The sequence below is a fragment of the Enterobacter sp. Sphag1F genome (genome assembly GCF_014193275.1).
Classification (GTDB): domain Bacteria; phylum Pseudomonadota; class Gammaproteobacteria; order Enterobacterales; family Enterobacteriaceae; genus Pantoea; species Pantoea symbiotica.
This window is the reverse complement of sequence record NZ_JACHZD010000001.1, coordinates 1-16,746: the sequence shown is the minus strand read 5'-3', so window position 1 is coordinate 16,746 and position 16,746 is coordinate 1. Positions and strand designations below refer to the sequence as shown.

Annotated in this window: 11 protein-coding genes; 4 read left to right on the top strand and 7 right to left on the bottom strand. The window is 53.1% G+C overall.

Going from position 1 to position 16,746, the window contains the following annotated elements; translation table 11 throughout:
- Positions 1 to 39: 39 nt before the first annotated feature.
- The 3 genes from FHW71_RS00055 to FHW71_RS00045 all read right to left on the bottom strand — a co-directional run bounded on the left by FHW71_RS00055 (position 40) and on the right by FHW71_RS00045 (position 3,511).
- Positions 40 to 1,005, bottom strand: a complete 966-nt coding sequence (locus FHW71_RS00055; protein WP_179450903.1) for a GT-D fold domain-containing glycosyltransferase — start codon at positions 1,003 to 1,005, stop codon at positions 40 to 42.
- Positions 1,006 to 1,262: 257 nt separating this feature from the next.
- On the bottom strand, positions 1,263 to 2,585 hold the full coding sequence (locus tag FHW71_RS00050) for an LLM class flavin-dependent oxidoreductase (protein WP_179450842.1): 1,323 nt from the start codon (positions 2,583 to 2,585) through the stop codon (positions 1,263 to 1,265).
- Complete coding sequence (locus FHW71_RS00045; RefSeq protein WP_179450844.1) at positions 2,582 to 3,511, bottom strand: aliphatic sulfonate ABC transporter substrate-binding protein; 930 nt, start codon at positions 3,509 to 3,511, stop codon at positions 2,582 to 2,584. Before FHW71_RS00045 ends, FHW71_RS00050 begins: the two co-directional genes overlap by 4 nt.
- 367 nt (positions 3,512 to 3,878) lie before the next feature.
- On the opposite strand from FHW71_RS00045, the gene FHW71_RS00040 reads away from it, so the two are divergent.
- The gene (locus FHW71_RS00040) at positions 3,879 to 6,239 is read left to right on the top strand and encodes a membrane-bound PQQ-dependent dehydrogenase, glucose/quinate/shikimate family (RefSeq protein WP_061720084.1); all 2,361 of its coding nucleotides are present in this window, start codon (positions 3,879 to 3,881) and stop codon (positions 6,237 to 6,239) included.
- Positions 6,240 to 6,299: 60 nt separating this feature from the next.
- Here FHW71_RS00040 and idnD read toward each other — a convergent pair whose 3' ends face one another.
- The 4 genes from idnD to FHW71_RS00020 all read right to left on the bottom strand — a co-directional run bounded on the left by idnD (position 6,300) and on the right by FHW71_RS00020 (position 10,848).
- On the bottom strand, positions 6,300 to 7,340 hold the full coding sequence (gene idnD / locus FHW71_RS00035; protein WP_218889041.1) for an L-idonate 5-dehydrogenase: 1,041 nt from the start codon (positions 7,338 to 7,340) through the stop codon (positions 6,300 to 6,302).
- 11 nt (positions 7,341 to 7,351) lie between these two features.
- The gene (locus FHW71_RS00030; protein ID WP_154156516.1) at positions 7,352 to 8,707 is read right to left on the bottom strand and encodes an MFS transporter; all 1,356 of its coding nucleotides are present in this window, start codon (positions 8,705 to 8,707) and stop codon (positions 7,352 to 7,354) included.
- 20 nt (positions 8,708 to 8,727) lie between these two features.
- Complete coding sequence (locus FHW71_RS00025; RefSeq protein WP_179450846.1) at positions 8,728 to 10,017, bottom strand: MFS transporter; 1,290 nt, start codon at positions 10,015 to 10,017, stop codon at positions 8,728 to 8,730.
- A 63-nt stretch (positions 10,018 to 10,080) separates the two neighbouring features.
- Positions 10,081 to 10,848, bottom strand: coding sequence for an SDR family oxidoreductase (locus tag FHW71_RS00020; protein WP_179450848.1), 768 nt, complete (start codon positions 10,846 to 10,848; stop codon positions 10,081 to 10,083).
- A gap of 286 nt (positions 10,849 to 11,134) precedes the next feature.
- Here FHW71_RS00020 and FHW71_RS00015 point away from each other — a divergent pair, with 286 nt between their 5' ends.
- The 3 genes from FHW71_RS00015 (at position 11,135) to FHW71_RS00005 (ending at position 16,402) form a co-directional block, all read left to right on the top strand.
- Positions 11,135 to 11,836, top strand: a complete 702-nt coding sequence (locus FHW71_RS00015) for a FadR/GntR family transcriptional regulator (protein WP_008104106.1) — start codon at positions 11,135 to 11,137, stop codon at positions 11,834 to 11,836.
- 85 nt (positions 11,837 to 11,921) lie between these two features.
- Positions 11,922 to 13,178 carry an enolase C-terminal domain-like protein gene (locus FHW71_RS00010; protein WP_255348924.1) on the top strand — a complete coding sequence of 419 codons (1,257 nt, stop codon included), beginning with the start codon at positions 11,922 to 11,924 and terminating at the stop codon, positions 13,176 to 13,178.
- Between the two features lie 236 nt (positions 13,179 to 13,414).
- On the top strand, positions 13,415 to 16,402 hold the full coding sequence (locus FHW71_RS00005) for an autotransporter outer membrane beta-barrel domain-containing protein (RefSeq protein ID WP_179450850.1): 2,988 nt from the start codon (positions 13,415 to 13,417) through the stop codon (positions 16,400 to 16,402).
- Positions 16,403 to 16,746 lie beyond the last annotated feature (344 nt).

Below are 16,746 nucleotides of genomic sequence, written 5' to 3'. Positions count from 1 at the left end.
CTCAAAACACCCTGTTTTTGCGATTGCTTGCGATATGGATTAGACCGGCGGATGCATCACCATCGCCGACAGCACCGCTTCCTGTGGCAGCCCGACATGCAACAAAATCTGCTGGCGATAGTGCTCATCGGCGTCGCGCGCATTGTCGCTGAGCAACACGCCAACTTCATTGACGTTCTTGCCAGCCACCTGCACCTTGTCACGCGCGGCACTGCGCATCCATTCATACTCGATATCAATGTGGCCGGTATCAATACAGCGAATGCCATGCTGGCTGAGATCGTAAGCCAGCACCGTTGCGGTGGGGCCGAGCGACATCAGTACCATATCGTAATCGCGTGCATGCGCCAGGACGGCGCTGTAGAGATCGTTGTAAACCGAGAAAGCGTTGCGATTGAGCGTGGTGATACGCTTAATCTCCCGCGCGCCGCCGAGCAAATCGTTGCCGATGCCGAGACGCGTGCCGCTACCTTCCACAATTAATATCTTTTTGTCACTGAACAGTTGCCTGAACTTATTAAACACGCGAGCAGCCTGTTGCTTATCCTTATAGTCATGATAGGGACGCGTAACAGAGGTATTACCATAGCGATAATCTTTCTTTAATAACGCTTCATAATGGCGGAAATAAAACGCTTTATGAAAAAACCAGAATAGGGCCGAACCAAAACGCATATTCGAGGTGCCGCGAAACGCATCGGGCAAACACAATAAGCACGTATTCTTCGGCTGGCTTCCGCGACGTAATATCTCTTTAAGGCGAATCGAGAGACGTTCATCGAAAGATTGAAAACCGATATTCTTGAACAAGGTCATTTCCAGTTCGCCGTCGCCATAGCGGCTTATGGAGAGCTTGTCGTTGTTGAGCAGCAGGTCAATGGTTTGCTCAGGCGATATCACCTGATATTGCCTGGCACGCGCATTGGCAACCGGAAATTTAAAAGCAGCATGTGTGAGTTTAAAAGGAAAACGTAATTTACGATAAAAGAAATCTGCGCTAATCATCATAACCTTCTTTTTTATAGCGGACTTGCCGCAGAGCAGTTATGTGATTTATATCACGCTCAATTGGGGATAACAGGCTGAGGAAACTCTCAAAAAGATATTGCGGTGTAATAGCTTATCAATTCAAAAAATCTTAAATAAAGACTGCGGAAATGAAAGTGTAATAAAAATGCGCTTATTCGCACCGCTGCGATAATCGTTGCCAGGAATAATCGCAGCGGTACTTTTATGATCTATTAAGTTATTTCAATTAATGTCTAACTGTGAAAGCGATTTTCCGGCTTTACTAAGCCTAAACGATCGCGCAGCGTGCCCGGCTGATAGTCTCTGCGGAAGACGCCCGCGTCCTGCAATCGCGGTACAACCTGTTCGAGGAAGCGATCTTCGTTCTCATCAATGTAGGTGGGCAGAATGACAAAACCGTCGCAGGCCTGATGTTGATACCAGTCAATCATCTGCTGCGCAATGCTATCCGCTGTGCCGGTCGGCGCCGGGAAAGACAAGCTTTCCGCGTAGCGTTTCGCCATCTCACCCAGCGTCAGGTTCTGCTCAATGGCGCTGGCAATCACATACTGGAAACGGCCTTTGCTACCGGTAATCTTTTCACGCAGATCCGGCACCGGACCATCAATCGGATACTGCGACAGATCGATATTCATGCTGGCCGAGACAAAGCTCAGGCCCGATTCCACAGTAATCAATGATTTGAGGTATGCCGCACGCTCCTCGGCATCGCGCTGCGTGGTGCCGACAATCGGCACCATGCCAGGCAGAATGCGCAGTTGATCGGGCTGACGCTGATACTGCTGCGCACGCTGTTTCAGGGTTTGATAGAACTGCTGCGCGCGTTCCCGATTGGGTTGCACCACAAACAGCACTTCCGCCTGTTGCGCCGCCAGATCGATAAAGGCCTCCGAGACGCCAGCCTGAATCACCACCGGATGCCCTTGCGGCGGGCGCGGCAGGTTCAGCGGGCCCTGCACGTCGAAAGATTCACCCTGATGATCAAGTCGATGGAAGCGTGCCGGGTCGGCAAAGCGCGCCTGGGCTTTATCCAGAATCAGCGCGTCCTCTTCAAAGCTGTCCCACAGCGCTTTCATTACGTCGATAAATTCGGCCGCGCGGCGATAGCGATCCTCATGGCTGAAGTGTTCGCTGCGACCAAAGTTGCGCGCTTCGGCGTGGCTCAGCGAGGTAACCACGTTCCACGCCGCGCGCCCGCCGCTGATGTGGTCGATGTTGGCCAACTGACGCGCGGTGGTATACGGCACCGAATAGGAGGAGGAAACCGTGCCGCCGAGTCCGATGTGGTCAGTCACCGCCGCCAGCGCGGCTAATAATGTTAAAGGTTCAGACCAGCCAACCTGACGATGCTGCACGGTGTGCGTCAGATGACCGCCATAAACATCATCAATCGCCAGCTTGTCAGCGACAAAAATCATGTCCAGCTTCGCGGCTTCGGCGCGCTGGGCAATTTTGCGATACAGCGGCCAATTGCTGCCGCCAGTCGCGGCCGAATCGGGATGACGCCAGCCGCCCTGATGAATGCCAGAGTCGAGGTAGAGCGCCAGATTCATCATGGTTTGGCGGCTCCGTTGGCGTTAAAGAAGGAGGCATCCACCAGTTTGTCGGCTTTTAAGCCGGGTTTGATCAGGCCGCCGCGGGTAAAGGTATCAATCGCCAGCTGCTGGCGTTTTTCCACCAAGGCGTAATCTTCTACCGGCGCGTTGTTTTCACGCTGTACTTTGCTCAGCGCCACCGCATCTGGCAGACGCAGCAGTTTGGCGATCTCGCTGGCGTACGCTTGTGGATGAGCCACGCCCCACGCGCGTGCGCGGATCAGGCGCTGACGGAAGTCTGCGAGCTGCTCTCGCTTGCTGGCGATGGCGCTATCGGTCGCCACCAGATAGTTTGAAACCGGAGAGTTTTTGCCGTCGATGGCGATACGATCGCCGGATTGGGCCACGGCAAACGACACATAGGGTTCCCAGGTTGCCACCGCATCCACCGCGCCATTATCCAGCGCCAGCGTTGCTTCCGACGGCGTAGTAAAGACAAAACTGACGCTGTCGTCTGGCAAACCCGCTTCGTGCAGCGCATTCAGCACCATATTTTGTCCGGCCGAACCTTTTACCGTCGCCACTTTTTTGCCTTTTAAGTCGGCGATGCTGTGCAGGGCGCTATCCTTTTTCACCACGATGGCATTGCCGAGATATTGCGATGCCTGAATGGCGCGGATCTGCGCGCCCGCCGCTACGGCAAATGACAGCGGACCATCGCCGACCAATCCGGCATCCAGATGCTGGGAGTTGAGCGACTCCAGTAGCGGCGCAGCGTTGGGGAACTCATACCATTTGATTTCATATGGCACATTGTTGAGCTCGCCGGCGGCGGACATCACTGCGCGAGCATTACCTTTTTGATCGCCAACGATCAGTTCGTTGCTGGCAGCCTGTGAAGTCACCGTGAGGAGCAACAATGAGCAAGCTAATAAAGTGATTTTCATAACGTTTCCCGGGTAAAAAGAAAACAGCGTAAGTTTTCAACTACAGCGGGCGTAGTAATAAATCCGCACAAGGTTATGTCTCAGGCGCAAAAGCCAGCAAATCGCGTACTCTCGCCATTTACCGTTATCAAAAAATGCGAATTTTCCTCACTAATGATTAATTCTCTCAACGAAAATGAAACGTGATTTCAGTCACACATTGAGCGAGGCGGTAGCTGGCAGCCATTAGCCAAACTACATTCATTAGCGGAGCTAACGACACACCTCGCAACGGGTTTTTACTAAACGGTAACGTACGTTAAAATTCTGTTGATTTTATGTGGGGTTATTTTTGAGGTTTTTCGATGAAAATGGTTGAGGGATTAGCATGGTTAACAAACTAACCAGTATCGTGCTCGCGATTCTGGCGATTGCCTTGCTGTACATGGGCGGCAAGCTGTTAATGCTGGGCGGCAGCGCCTTCTATGCACTGATGGCGGTGGGCTTACTCATTACCGCAATTTTACTGTTCCGCAACCAGCGCAGCGCGCTGGCTCTGTATGCGGTGCTGATGTGGATTACGCTCGCCTGGATTATCTGGGAAGTGGGCTTTGATAAATGGCAGTGGATCCCACGCGGTGACCTGTTCGGTGTGATCGGCCTGTGGCTGGCGATGCCGTGGGTGGTGAAACCGCTGTATCGCGGTGAACGCCGTTTCCACGGCTTCCTCGGCGGCACCGTGATTATCATGATTGTGGTGGTGATTGGTCTGTGCTTCTACGATCCGGTTCCGCAGCAAGGCACCATCAGCAATGCCCGCGAACAGAACAGCGAGCAGGGCGCTGCTAACGACTGGACTGCGTACGGTGGTTCGTCTGACGGCCTGCGTTTCTCATCGCTGAATCAGATCAGCAAAGAGAACGTCAAAAACCTCGAAGTTGCCTGGACTTATCATACGGGTGATCTGCGTCAGGATGCGGATGCCAGCGAATACACCTTCGAAGCCACGCCGCTGAAAGCCAACGGCATGCTGTACTTCTGTACGCCGCATAACGAAGTGCATGCGCTTGATCCGGAAACCGGCGCGGTGAAGTGGAAATTCACGCCGAATAAAGATCGCTCTTACCTGCAGCAGCATCAAACCTGTCGCGGCGTAAGCTACTACGAAGAAACCCCGGTTGCCGCGCAGGATAGCGCAGCGAATCCGGCTATCTGCCGTAAGCGTATCTTTAACGCCACCACCGATGCCCAGCTGATTGCGCTGGATGCCGATACCGGTAAACCTTGTGCTGATTTCGGTCAGAACGGTGTGGTTGATCTGCACGCCAACATGGGTGAAGTGCGTCCACATGCGCTGATGCAAACCGCAGCACCGCTGGTCGCGGGCAAGCTGGTGATCGTTGGCGGTTCCGTGATGGATAACGGCTTCAACAGCGGCAACCCGTCAGGCGTGATTCGTGCGTATGACGTGCAAAGCGGTCGTCTGGTGTGGAATTTTGATCCGGCCAACCCGGAAAACACCGCACCAATCGCTGCCGGTCAAAACTACCCGCAGGACACGCCAGTAGCGTGGGGCACGCTGAGTGCTGACCTGAAAAACGGCGTGGTGTATGTGCCGTTTGGTAACGCTTCACCAGATGAAGTGGGCATTGAACGCGATCCGAACAGCAACACCGAGAAGTTCCGCGATGCGCTGGTGGCGCTGGATCTGCAAACCGGTGCGTTCAAATGGCGCTATCAGAGCTCCAACCACGATCTGTGGGACCGCGATAATCCGTCACAGCCTTCGCTGGTGGACATCGATTATCAGGGCCAGAAGCAGCCGGTGGTGATCCTGCCGACCAAAACCGGCAACCTGTTTGTGCTGAACCGTCTTACCGGCCAGCCGGTGTATCCGGTAAACCAGGTAAAAGTCTCTACTGAAGGTGGCGTCGCGGGTGAGAAATTTGCGGCAACCCAGCCGGTTTCCAGCCTGAACTTCATCCCGCAGCCGTTGACTGAGAAGTCAATGTGGGGAATCACGCCGTTTGACCAGATGTCATGCCGCATGGATTTCCGTAGCTTGCGCTATGATGGCAATCCGTGGACGCCAGCAACTGAAGGTGGTTCGCTGATCTTCCCTGGCAACATTGGTGTGTTCAACTGGGGTTCTGTTGCCGTCGATCCGCAGCGTCAAATGCTGATTGCCGCGCCAGTACGTCTGGCTTACAAGTACAACCTGATCAAACGCAGCGAGCAGACCGCCACCGAGCGCCTGTTCACCAAAGATGGCACGCCATACTGGAACGAAAACTTCCACGGTGATTACGCGATTCATATCCAGCAGATGGCCTCTGGCCTCGGCATTCCATGTGTTGCGCCACCTTGGGGCCGCATGGTGGGCGTTGATCTGAAGACCGGTAAAACCGAATGGTTGCGTCGCGTGGGCGTCACCAAAAACCTGAAGACCAGCTTCCTGCCTGGCCGCTTCCCAATCGGTTTCCCGATGGGCATGGTGGCGCACGGTGGTCCATTGCTGACTGCGGGTGATTTGGTGTTCCACGGTGCAACCGCGGATAACTTCTTCCGCGCCTACGACAGCACCACCGGCGAACTGCTGTGGCAAACCGAGCTGAGTGCCGGTGCGCAAGCCACGCCGTCTACCTTTATGGGTAAAGACGGTAAGCAGTACGTGGTGATTGCAGCAGGCGGTCACGGTTCGCTCGGCACCCAGGCGGGTGACAGCGTGGTGGCATTCCGTTTGAAGTAACCGAATAGTGCGAAAACGTATGACAACGGCTGGTGCATCGCATCAGCCGTTTTTTTACGCTTAGAAAACCAACTGTACTTTGGCGGCTCGATCTTTATCCGCAGCCAGTTCCAGCGCGAGTGCCGCATCCTGCATGGGCATTTCGGCTGATAGCAGCGGCAGCGGATTGATTTTGCCTTGCTCGAGCCAGCGTACCGCAGTGGTGAACTCGCTGGTGAAGCGGAAGGAGCCACGCAGCTGTATCTCTTTGACCAGCAACGGTCCGATAGGATAGTTTACTTCAGCCGCGCCCATGCCGAGTTGCACGATAATGCCGCCCGGACGGGTAAAGGCAACCAGCGAAGCCACCGCCGCGCCTGCGCCAGAAGCTTCAAAGCAGACATCAAAACTGCCGCCATTTTCTGCCCAGCGCGCAGTTTGCTGTTCGTCACGCGGATCGATCGCCGCGCTGGCGCCCATCTCGTTCGCCAGCTGACAGCAACGTTCGCTGATATCGGTAGCTACCACTTCGGTGGCCCCCGAAGCCAGTGCCGCCGCTATCACCAGACAACCGATCGGTCCGGCGCCGGTGACCAGCACACGCTTGCCGGTTAAATCACCCGCCTGACGTACCGCATGAATGCACACTGCCAGCGGTTCGGCAAAAGCCATAACTTTGGCCTCTGCATCATCGCCGTACGGTACGCACTGCACGGGATTCACCGCCACATATTGGGCAAATCCGCCGTTAACATGCGGAAAAAACTGCGCGCTGCCCATAAAGCGCATTGAGCGGCAAAGGTTCTGTTTTCCTTCCTGACACAGCGCACACAACTGGCAGGGTTGGGAAGGGTTGATCGCCACGCGCTGGCCAACTTTCAGGTCGCTGTTTTCTGGCACTTGCTCGGTGATACCAACAAACTCATGGCCTAAAATCATCGGCGCTTTCAGCACTGACATGCCCGCGCGTCCATGCTGGAAATAGTGAATATCCGAGCCACAAATCCCGCCACGCTCAACTTTGACCAACACTTGTTGCGTGTTCCACTCAATTTCCCGCGACTCACAGCGCACATCATGTGCGGCATTGACGATCACCGCGTTCACTGTTTTCTGCTGCATTATGCTTCTCTCTATGCGTTTGAAGGGGTTTCGAATTTCTTTTTATTGTCAGCGTGTTCTTCGCCGGGCGGCGTCATCACTTCAATTTTGCCAACCAGCAGCAGGTAGGCCAAAAAGCCCATCAGCGCGACGGCAGCGATGTACCACATGGCGTACTGGAAGTTGTGGGTGCGCTGCAAAATAACGCCGATGATGATCGGGCTGACAATGCCGGAAAGATTGCCAAAAATATTCAGAAAGCCGCCGATGGTGCCGATTAAGTGGCGCGGAATCACATCGCTGCACACCACCCAGCCGAGATTAGAGAAGGCGTTGGCGAAGAAAGCGATAGAGAGAATGGCAATGGCAATTACCGGGCTGTCCTGGAAGAAATTCACCAGCGCAATCGAGCAGGTAAGCAACATGCCCAGCATCACCGGCAGCTTGCGCGCAAAAGTGCGGCTGCGGCCACGCTTCAACAGGAAATCACTCAGCGTTCCGCCACACAGCACGCCCGCCATCGCCATCAGATAAGGGAACATCGCGCCAATCCCCGCTTTATCGATCGACAGATGCAGCCCTTTTTCCAGATAGACAATAAACCAGGTCAGGAAAAAGTAGAGCGTCGATGAAGCCGCAAACTGCGCAATAAACAAACCCCATGTGGTGCGCTGACGCAGGATGTATTTCACCGACTGCCAGTTAACTTTGCCGTTGCCGGTTTGCTGATTTACCGAACCATGACCGCCGCCTTTGCGGATAATATCGAGTTCCGCATCATTCACTTTGCTGCTGTGCTGCGGATCGCGATAGACAATCAGCCAGTAAATACCGAACACAATCCCAACCAGGCCAGAGAGATAAAACGACATTTCCCAGCCCCATTGGCTGACGATAAACGACAGCACCGGCGTCAGCAGCGCCAGGCCAATATATTGCGCGCTGGAGTAGGTTGCCGTTGCACGCGCACGTTCATGGTCGGGAAACCAGGTGGCGATGATTTTGGTGTTGGAGGGAAAAGAGGGCGCTTCCGCCACGCCAATCAGCGCGCGGCACACCAACAGCATCATAAATGACGCAGTGGCGGTGGTGAAAAAGTGATGCGATGCCAATCCCATCAGCAGGGTAAACAGGCTCCACAACACAATCGCGCTGCCGTACAGCCAGCGCGAACCAATCCGGTCAAGCAGATAGCCGACTGGAATTTGGCTCAGCGCATAAAACCAGGTAAACATCGAAAACAGCAAACCGAGTTGGGTGGCGGATAAGAAAAACTCGCCCTGAATATGGGAACCGGCCACCGCCAGGTTAGCGCGATCCATGTAATTAATCGCGGTGACAATAAACAGCATGAATAAAACGCTTAACCGCGTGCGCGTGGGTTTCATGGTCATGACTTCATTCTCTATTAGTATGCAGAGCGGGTTTGTGCCGTTGGCGTGCTCAGGCTGCTAAAGGTGGTGAGCGCGGTGAGTAATACCGCGACAACCAGCGATCCACCCATGAATACGTAAGATGCCGCCGGGCTGCCGGTCAGACCGTTGAGATAGCCGACAATCCACGCGCCGACGAACGACCCCAGCGCGCCGAAACAGACCACGAAGGACATCGCGCCCGCCACCACGTTGCGTGGCAGCATTTCTGGAATCGCCGCGAAGAACGGGCCATACGGCGTGTACATCGCACCGCCAGCAATCACCAACAGCACCCATGAGAGCCAGAAGTGGGTCGCACCGAGCGTAAAGGAAGCAATGAAGCACACCGCGCCCAGCCCAAGGAAAAGCAGCACGATGTTTTTACGCTGCTGATATTTATCGGAGAACCAGGATGCGGTCAGCATCAGCGGCACGGCGAGCAGATAGGGCGCGGCAGAGAGCCAACCGGTCGCGACGATGCCCATGCCGGACGCGCTCTTCAGCATTGAAGGTAGCCACATGATGAAACCGTACATGCCGATATTCCAAAAGAAGTGGATAAAGGCCAGCGCCAGCACCTTAGGCGAGCGGAAGGCTTCACGGTAATTCTTAACCGGTTTGATCGATTGCTGCTCTGCCGCCAGCGCGTTTTCTACTGCACGCTTTTCCGCTTCGCTCAGCCATTTGGCATCGCGCGGTCGGTCGGCATAAATTTTCCACCAGATAAATGCCCACAAAATGGCGGGCACACCTTCAATAATGAACATGCCGCGCCAGCCAAAGGAATTCACCAGATAGCCGGAGAGGATCGACATCCATAACACGGTAGTCGGATTGCCGAGGAACAGAAAAGTATTGGCTTTGGAACGTTCCGCGCGCGTGAACCAGTGGCTGAGGAAGATCAGCATCGCCGGCATCACCACACTTTCCGCCACGCCGAGCAGGAAGCGAATCACCGCCAGCAGCGCCACGCTGTGCACCATGCCGGTCGCAGTAGCCAATGCGCCCCACAGGATCAGGCTCCAGAAAATCAGCTTCTTCGCCGAGTGCTTTTCAGCGTAAATACCGCCCGGCACCTGAAAACAGAAGTAACCAAGGAAAAACAGTGCGCCAAGTAACGCCGAAATGGCGGGCGTGATATTGAGATCTTCAGCCAGACCTGCGGCGGCACCGAAACCGTAGTTGGCACGATCGAGGTAGGCGAGGCTATAGGTAATAAAGGCAATCGGGATGAGTTTTCCCCACCGACTGGCCGGTAAAATCCCTGCAATATTCTGGTTCATGGTATGACCTCAGGTCGCTTGAGTAGGATACAGCTGAGTCTTGATGCCCAGCTTAGGTCGCTGTTACAGGGTGGCGAGCCAGCCGCCATCCACGTAAATCATCTGGCCATTGACGTAATCGGAAGCAGAGGACGCCAGATAGATGGCGGTACCCACCAGTTCGTCGGGCTTTCCCCAGCGGCCAGAAGGATTGCTGCTGCAGACCCATTTATTGAACTCTTCGTTTTGGACCAGCGCTTCGTTCATATCGGTGAGGATGTAGCCCGGTCCGATGCCGTTGGTTTGGATATTGAACGGCGCCCATTCAGCCGCCATCGATTTAGTCAGCAGTTTGATGCCGCCTTTCGCCGCAGTGTAAGGCGCGACCGTAGGGCGCGCGGCTTCGCTGGTCAGCGATCCGATATTGATAATTTTCCCACCGCGCTGGCGTTCAACCATGCGTTTGGCTGCCGCACGCGAAACAAGGAACGCGCTGGTGAGATTGACATCCAGCACGCGCTGCCAGTCGCTCAATGCTAGTTCCAGCATCGGTTTGCGGAACTGAATACCTGCGTTGTTGATCACAATGTCGACGTGAATATTCTCTTCATCCAGCTGCTGGAAAACCGCTTCTATCGCAGCTTCATCGGCCACATTGAACAGAAAGCCTCGGGCGTCAAATCCCTGCTTCTGTAATTGTTCCAGCGCCGTATCCATATGCTCCTGACGTGTGCCATTCAGCAGCACTGTTGCACCGGCCTGCGCCAGGCCTTGTGCATAAGCGAATCCTAAGCCGCGTGTTGAACCGGTGATCAGAGCGGTTTTCCCGGAGAGGTTAAATAAGGTCTGCATAACAAAACGCCCTTCATGTAACATGACTAACAAGTTGGATGAATTACTTTTACGTCATGCGCAGAAAGGCAGCAATTGGCAGGCGAGAGATTTGTAAGATATCTCACAAATATTTAATGTCATCGCCAGAAGGCAATCATCTACCTTTGATGATTAACCCAATGAAAGTAATCATTAAATTACGGAATTATGTATTATCGCTTTTACTATACAAAAAATTGCTGCTTGTGTTGCGAGCAGTGACGCGTTAAAAAACGGTAGACATGTAGGACAAGTGAGTAACGCCGTGGCGCTGGAAAGTATCCAAAAACATAATGTGGTTGATGTCATCTACGAACAGATGAAGCAGAACATTCAGGATGGTCTGTGGGAGCCGGGCTGTAAGTTGCCCTCTGAAGCGGAATTGACCGCAACCTTTCAGGTGAGCCGCGTCAGCGTGCGGAGTGCCGTGCAAAAGCTACGTGACCTTGGCGTAGTGGTGACGCATCAGGGGAAGGGCACATATGTTACCCGCGAAGTGGCGCGCTACGGATCGTTCAGTGATAACCAGCCGATTCTGCATCTGTCGCAGGAAGAGTTTGATGATATGCGGGTTTTCCGTCAGACCGTCGAGTTCAAATGTATGGAGCTGGCAGTTCAGAACGCCACCGACGAGGATGTAAAAGTGCTCGAAAGCGCCTTGAACCGCATGCTGGTGAGTAAAGATGACTACAAAAAGTACTCGCTGGCGGACTACGATTTCCATCTGGCGATTGTGAAAGCCTCGCACAACAAGGTGTTCATCCACGTAATGGAATCGCTGAAAGGGATTTATGTGCATTACCTGGAAGAGTTAAATCGGGTGTTAGGCATCACGCTGGAAAGCGTTGAAGCCCATATCAAAGTCTTTATGGCGTTGAAAAACCGCGATGCGGCGCTGGCGGCCGAGACGCTTAATAGTGCGATGACCCATAACGTGCACGCCATTGAAGATGTACGCCATAACTGAATAACCAAAAGCCCTGAACAGGGCTTTTTACTACACATAACATGTAGGACATCATACAGCATGTTATCCAGCTACCGTGAGGATCATGATGAGTAACCTGAAAATTACCGATGTAAAAACCATCCTTACCGCGCCAGGCGGCATTGATTTGGTGGTGGTAAAAATCGAAACCAGCGAACCCGGTTTATACGGTTTAGGCTGCGCCACGTTTACTCAGCGCATCTATGCGGTCGCCGCAGCCATCGAAAACTACATGAAGCCGTTTTTGATCGGTAAAGACCCGGCGCGTATCGAAGATATCTGGCAATCGGCGGCGGTCAGCGGTTACTGGCGTAATGGTCCGGTGATGAATAATGCGCTCTCCGGTGTGGATATGGCGCTGTGGGATCTGAAGGGCAAAGTGGCCGACTTACCGGTATATGAACTGCTTGGCGGCAAATGTCGTGATGGCGTGCCGCTTTATCGTCACTGCGACGGCGCAGATGAGATTGAAGTTGAAGATAACATTCGCGCGCGCATGGAGGAGGGCTATCAATACGTGCGCTGTCAGATGGGCATGTATGGCGGCGCGGGTACCGATGATTTACGCCTGATTGCCGGCAAGCTGGCCAAGGCTCGCAATATTCAGCCAAAAGTGTCGCCGCGTAATCCTACGCACGGCATCTATTTCGATCCGGATGCTTATGCGCGCGCCGTACCGCGCCTGTTTGATCATCTGCGCAATAAACTCGGCTTTGGCGTGGAGTTTATTCATGATGTGCACGAGCGCATCACGCCAATCGCTTCGATTCAACTGGCGAAATCACTTGAACCGTATCAGCTGTTTTTCCTTGAGGATCCGGTTGCGCCGGAGAATATCGATTGGCTAAGCAAGTTACGCAGCCAAAGTAGTACGCCGATTGCCATGGGCGAGCTGTTTACGCAAATCAACGAGTGGAAGCCGTTAATTCAAAACCAGCTGATCGATTATATTCGCTGCCACGTCAGCACCATTGGCGGCATCACACCAGCGAAGAAACTGGCGACCTTTGCCGAATTGTTTGGCGTGCGCACCGCGTGGCATGGTCCTGGCGATATCTCACCGATTGGCGTGGCGGCAAACCTGCATATCGATCTGAGCATCACCAATCTTGGTATTCAGGAGTACACGCCGGTCAACGAGGCGCTGCAGGAGGTGTTCCCAGGTTGTCCGGAGATTGATCGCGGTTATGCGTATCTCAGCGATCGTCCGGGGTTGGGCGTGGATATCGATCTGAAAGAGGCAGCGAAATATCCGGTATCGGGTGGGATTCCGGACTGGACCAATGCGCGTCTGCCAGATGGCACGGCTGCACGTCCGTAAGCGTATTTGTGATTCGAGAGGAACCAATGAACGGTTCCTCTTTTATTGACTTAGTTTTCATAACGTCCCGAGGTGAGTACTTTCATTAGGATCTTTTTTGCCTTAAATCCAAGACATTTCTCGTGTCTTCAGAAGCGTCCTACAAACCTATAGGAACGGTATGATTTAACGCTGTCACTCACATCCTTACTCTTGTGCTCCATAAGTCGCCTGGGTTTGTTGAGTGAGAGAGTCTAATGAATATCATCTACCGCATTGTCTGGAATAACGTAACAGGGCAGTTTGTTGTTGCTTCTGAATTTGCCAAAGGAAAGTGTAAATCCCGCCGGGTTCGCAATATGGTTGCCTTGATTTTGACCAGCAGCATGGGAGTAGCAAATGCCGGGCTGATAGCCAATGGCGTTAGCCAAAGCTATAGCGGTCAGGATATCGTTACCAGCGCCGCAGGTGATTACGGTATTCAGGGTGTTAATGCGGGGGGTGAAATGACTTTCACCGGTGGTAGCATCAGCACCAGTGGTACAACTGCCTACGCCGTAGTCGCTTCTGATCAGGGCAGCGTCAATATCAGTGGAACGCAAGTCAGCGCGAGTGGTGCGGGCACCCATGCCATTTATGTGCCGCGTAATGCATCACTAACTGCCGATAACGTAACCGTTAACAGCGGCACGGGCTATGGTGTATACGCTGAAACCAACAGTACTGTGACTTTCACCAACGGCAGCGTAACCAGTGGTAGTCGCGGCCTGGTGGCAGGGGGACGCTCAGTCATGACAGCCAGCGACTCCACCATTAATGCCGTGGGCCTGGGGATTTATGCTAACGGAGCAACCATCAACGGTGATCGCTTAATTGTTAATACCAGCGGTCGCAATGGCCACGCTGTCTATTCCAATGCAGCAGCGGGTAACATCAGCCTTAAAAACAGTCAGGTCACGACGTTAGGTGATTATTCGAATGGCTTGTATGCATATAGCGGCACTTTAGTGTCTGAACAGAACGATGTGATGACCTCTGGCATTGATGCGCATGCGGTTTATGCCACCGGCACAACGGGAAATCTCATTATAACCGGCGGGACAATTACTACCACTGGCGCAAATGCGGCAGGCATTTTTGCCAATGGGGGCAGCAGGATTAACGCGGATAACTTATCCATTAACAGCAGTGGTGCGGCTCTTTCTGCCAGCGGTGCATCAACGCTGGATGCGCGCAATATCACGCTAAACGCAGAAGCAGGATCAACGGCGATATCCGCAGTATCCGGCGCCAATATTAGTGGAATTTCCATTCAGGGCAAGGTGGCTGATGGCGGAAACCTGGTGGCCTTCGATGGCATGGCCGGCGCTGCAAACAGCGTAACTTTGGCCGATTCTTCGCTCAACGTGACAGGCAACGGTGCGATTGGCATTAACAGCATCAACGGTAACAATAAGCTGACACTGACCAACACGCAGTTGAGCGCAGTAGAGGGTAGTGCAATTACACTGCAGAACGGTTCCGCGCTTAACCTTTCTTTGGATGGATCTGCATTAGTGGGTGTAACTCTGCTTGATGCTTCAGCCACGGGTACCAGCGCACAAGTTTCTGCCAGCAATGGTTCGGTAATGACAGGCGATGTTAATGTTTATCCGGCCGCTACAACAGCGAGCAGCATTGCGTTAAACGATTCGCAGTGGACTGGCAGCGCAGTCAACCTGCAGACGTTGACGTTGGAGAACGGCAGTCTGTGGAATATGGCTGACAGCTCTAGCCTGAATACGCTGACGCTGAATGGCAGCACACTGAGTTTTGATCACAGCAACGGACGTTCATCCACGCTAACAGTGAATGGTGATTTCAATGGCACCGGAGGTACCTTGGTGATGAACACCGTACTGGCGGGAGATGATTCAGATACCGATAAACTTCACGTCACTGGCAATACCAACGGTAGCACTGACGTAGTAATCAATAATGCCGGCGGCAGCGGTGCACAGACATTGCACGGTATTGAGTTAATTAGCGTGGACGGCAGTTCAGACGGCGTCTTCACTCAACAAGGCCGTATTGTTGCAGGAGCCTATGACTATCACCTGGCTCGTGGCGAGGGCGCGGACAATAAAAACTGGTATCTCACCAGTGACGTGAATACGGTGAAACCAGTCACACCAGTCACACCAGTCACACCAGTCACACCGGGAGCTCCTGGTGTAGATCCTGTCGTCGATCCTGTTGAGGGTACGGGAGGGGAATCTGGTCCGCAGCAACCGGTGAAGATGATTGTGCGTCCTGAGGTGGGGAACTACATCGCTAACATCGCGGCCGCTAATACGTTGTTCAACATTCGTCTGCAGGATCGCGGTGGTGAAACGCAGTACGTTGACGCACTGACGGGTGAGAAGAAAACTACCAGTTTGTGGATGCGTAATCTCGGTGGTCATCAGCAGGTGCGTGACAATAGTGAACAGATAAAAACTGAGACTAACCGTTATGTACTCCAACTGGGTGGCGACCTCGCAACCGGTAGCCTGAACGGTACCGACAGCTTGCACTTCGGCGCCATGGCGGGATATGGCAATGCACGTAGTAATAGTGACTCAACTGTAACCGGATATCGTTCTCAGGGCCACACTACCGGATATAATGTTGGCGTGTATGGCACCTGGTATCAGCAAGCACAGCAGCAGACCGGCGCATACGTGGACAGTTGGTTGCAGTACAGCTGGTTTAATAACAGCGTAAATGGCGATCACCTACCTGCAGAACGTTACAAATCGAACGGCTTCACCGCCTCACTGGAAAGTGGCTATAGCTGGAAATTGGGAGAGGACAGGGCGAGGAACAGTTACTTCATCGAACCTAATGCGCAATTTATCTGGATGAATGTAAAAACGGATAATGTTATCGAAGCAAACGGCACACGTGTCAGCAGCCAGGGTAACGGTAATCTGCAATCTCGATTGGGTTTACGCGCTTCACTTAAAACGGCAAACGAACCGCAGAAGGCTATATATCAGCCTTATATTGAAGCTAACTGGATTAACAATACCAAGAACTTTGGCAGCAACCTGAATGATGTCAGCCTGACAAGCCAGGGCCAAAAAAATATCGCGGAAATGCGAGTTGGCGTTGAGAGTAAGTTACCTTCAAGCGTCAATTTGTGGGGGAGCGTCGGTCAACAGATGAGCGGTAATCATTACCGCGACAGCAATGCGATGCTGGGTGTGAAGATCAGCTTCTGACAGCGGGCACATATTCTTGAGCCGGGTATCACGCCCGGCATTTTTTGAGTCCAACAAAATAGAGAAGAAACAGGCATTTATGTTAATGAAACGCGCTGAATGATGCCGAGCCGGTAAAGATCTTTATCTGTCATAGTCACCAACATAAAGTCTGCATCCTGAGCTGAGCCTGTGGAGATTTAAGGCTAGTTCAGAGACGACATCTGTGAGTTGTTGCGCACGACATTAGCGCTTTGGAGTAACAACCAATGTCTATCCATATTGATAATGTCACCCTGATTTCCCATTTTTAAATGTCACTTTTTGTTGTTTGCCAATGAAGAGAAAAGGGCAGCGAGCTCATT

What these genes read in the sequence shown, in the direction of transcription:
- FHW71_RS00055 (WP_179450903.1), bottom strand. Translation starts at nt 1,005, where the DNA reads ATGATTAGCGCAGATTTCTTTTATCGTAAATTACGTTTTCCTTTTAAA.
- FHW71_RS00050 (WP_179450842.1), bottom strand. Translation starts at nt 2,585, where the DNA reads ATGATGAATCTGGCGCTCTACCTCGACTCTGGCATTCATCAGGGCGGC.
- FHW71_RS00045 (WP_179450844.1), bottom strand. Translation starts at nt 3,511, where the DNA reads ATGAAAATCACTTTATTAGCTTGCTCATTGTTGCTCCTCACGGTGACT.
- FHW71_RS00040 (WP_061720084.1), top strand. Translation starts at nt 3,879, where the DNA reads ATGGTTAACAAACTAACCAGTATCGTGCTCGCGATTCTGGCGATTGCC.
- idnD (WP_218889041.1), bottom strand. Translation starts at nt 7,340, where the DNA reads ATGCAGCAGAAAACAGTGAACGCGGTGATCGTCAATGCCGCACATGAT.
- FHW71_RS00030 (WP_154156516.1), bottom strand. Translation starts at nt 8,707, where the DNA reads ATGAAACCCACGCGCACGCGGTTAAGCGTTTTATTCATGCTGTTTATT.
- FHW71_RS00025 (WP_179450846.1), bottom strand. Translation starts at nt 10,017, where the DNA reads ATGAACCAGAATATTGCAGGGATTTTACCGGCCAGTCGGTGGGGAAAA.
- FHW71_RS00020 (WP_179450848.1), bottom strand. Translation starts at nt 10,848, where the DNA reads ATGCAGACCTTATTTAACCTCTCCGGGAAAACCGCTCTGATCACCGGT.
- FHW71_RS00010 (WP_255348924.1), top strand. Translation starts at nt 11,922, where the DNA reads ATGATGAGTAACCTGAAAATTACCGATGTAAAAACCATCCTTACCGCG.
- FHW71_RS00005 (WP_179450850.1), top strand. Translation starts at nt 13,415, where the DNA reads ATGAATATCATCTACCGCATTGTCTGGAATAACGTAACAGGGCAGTTT.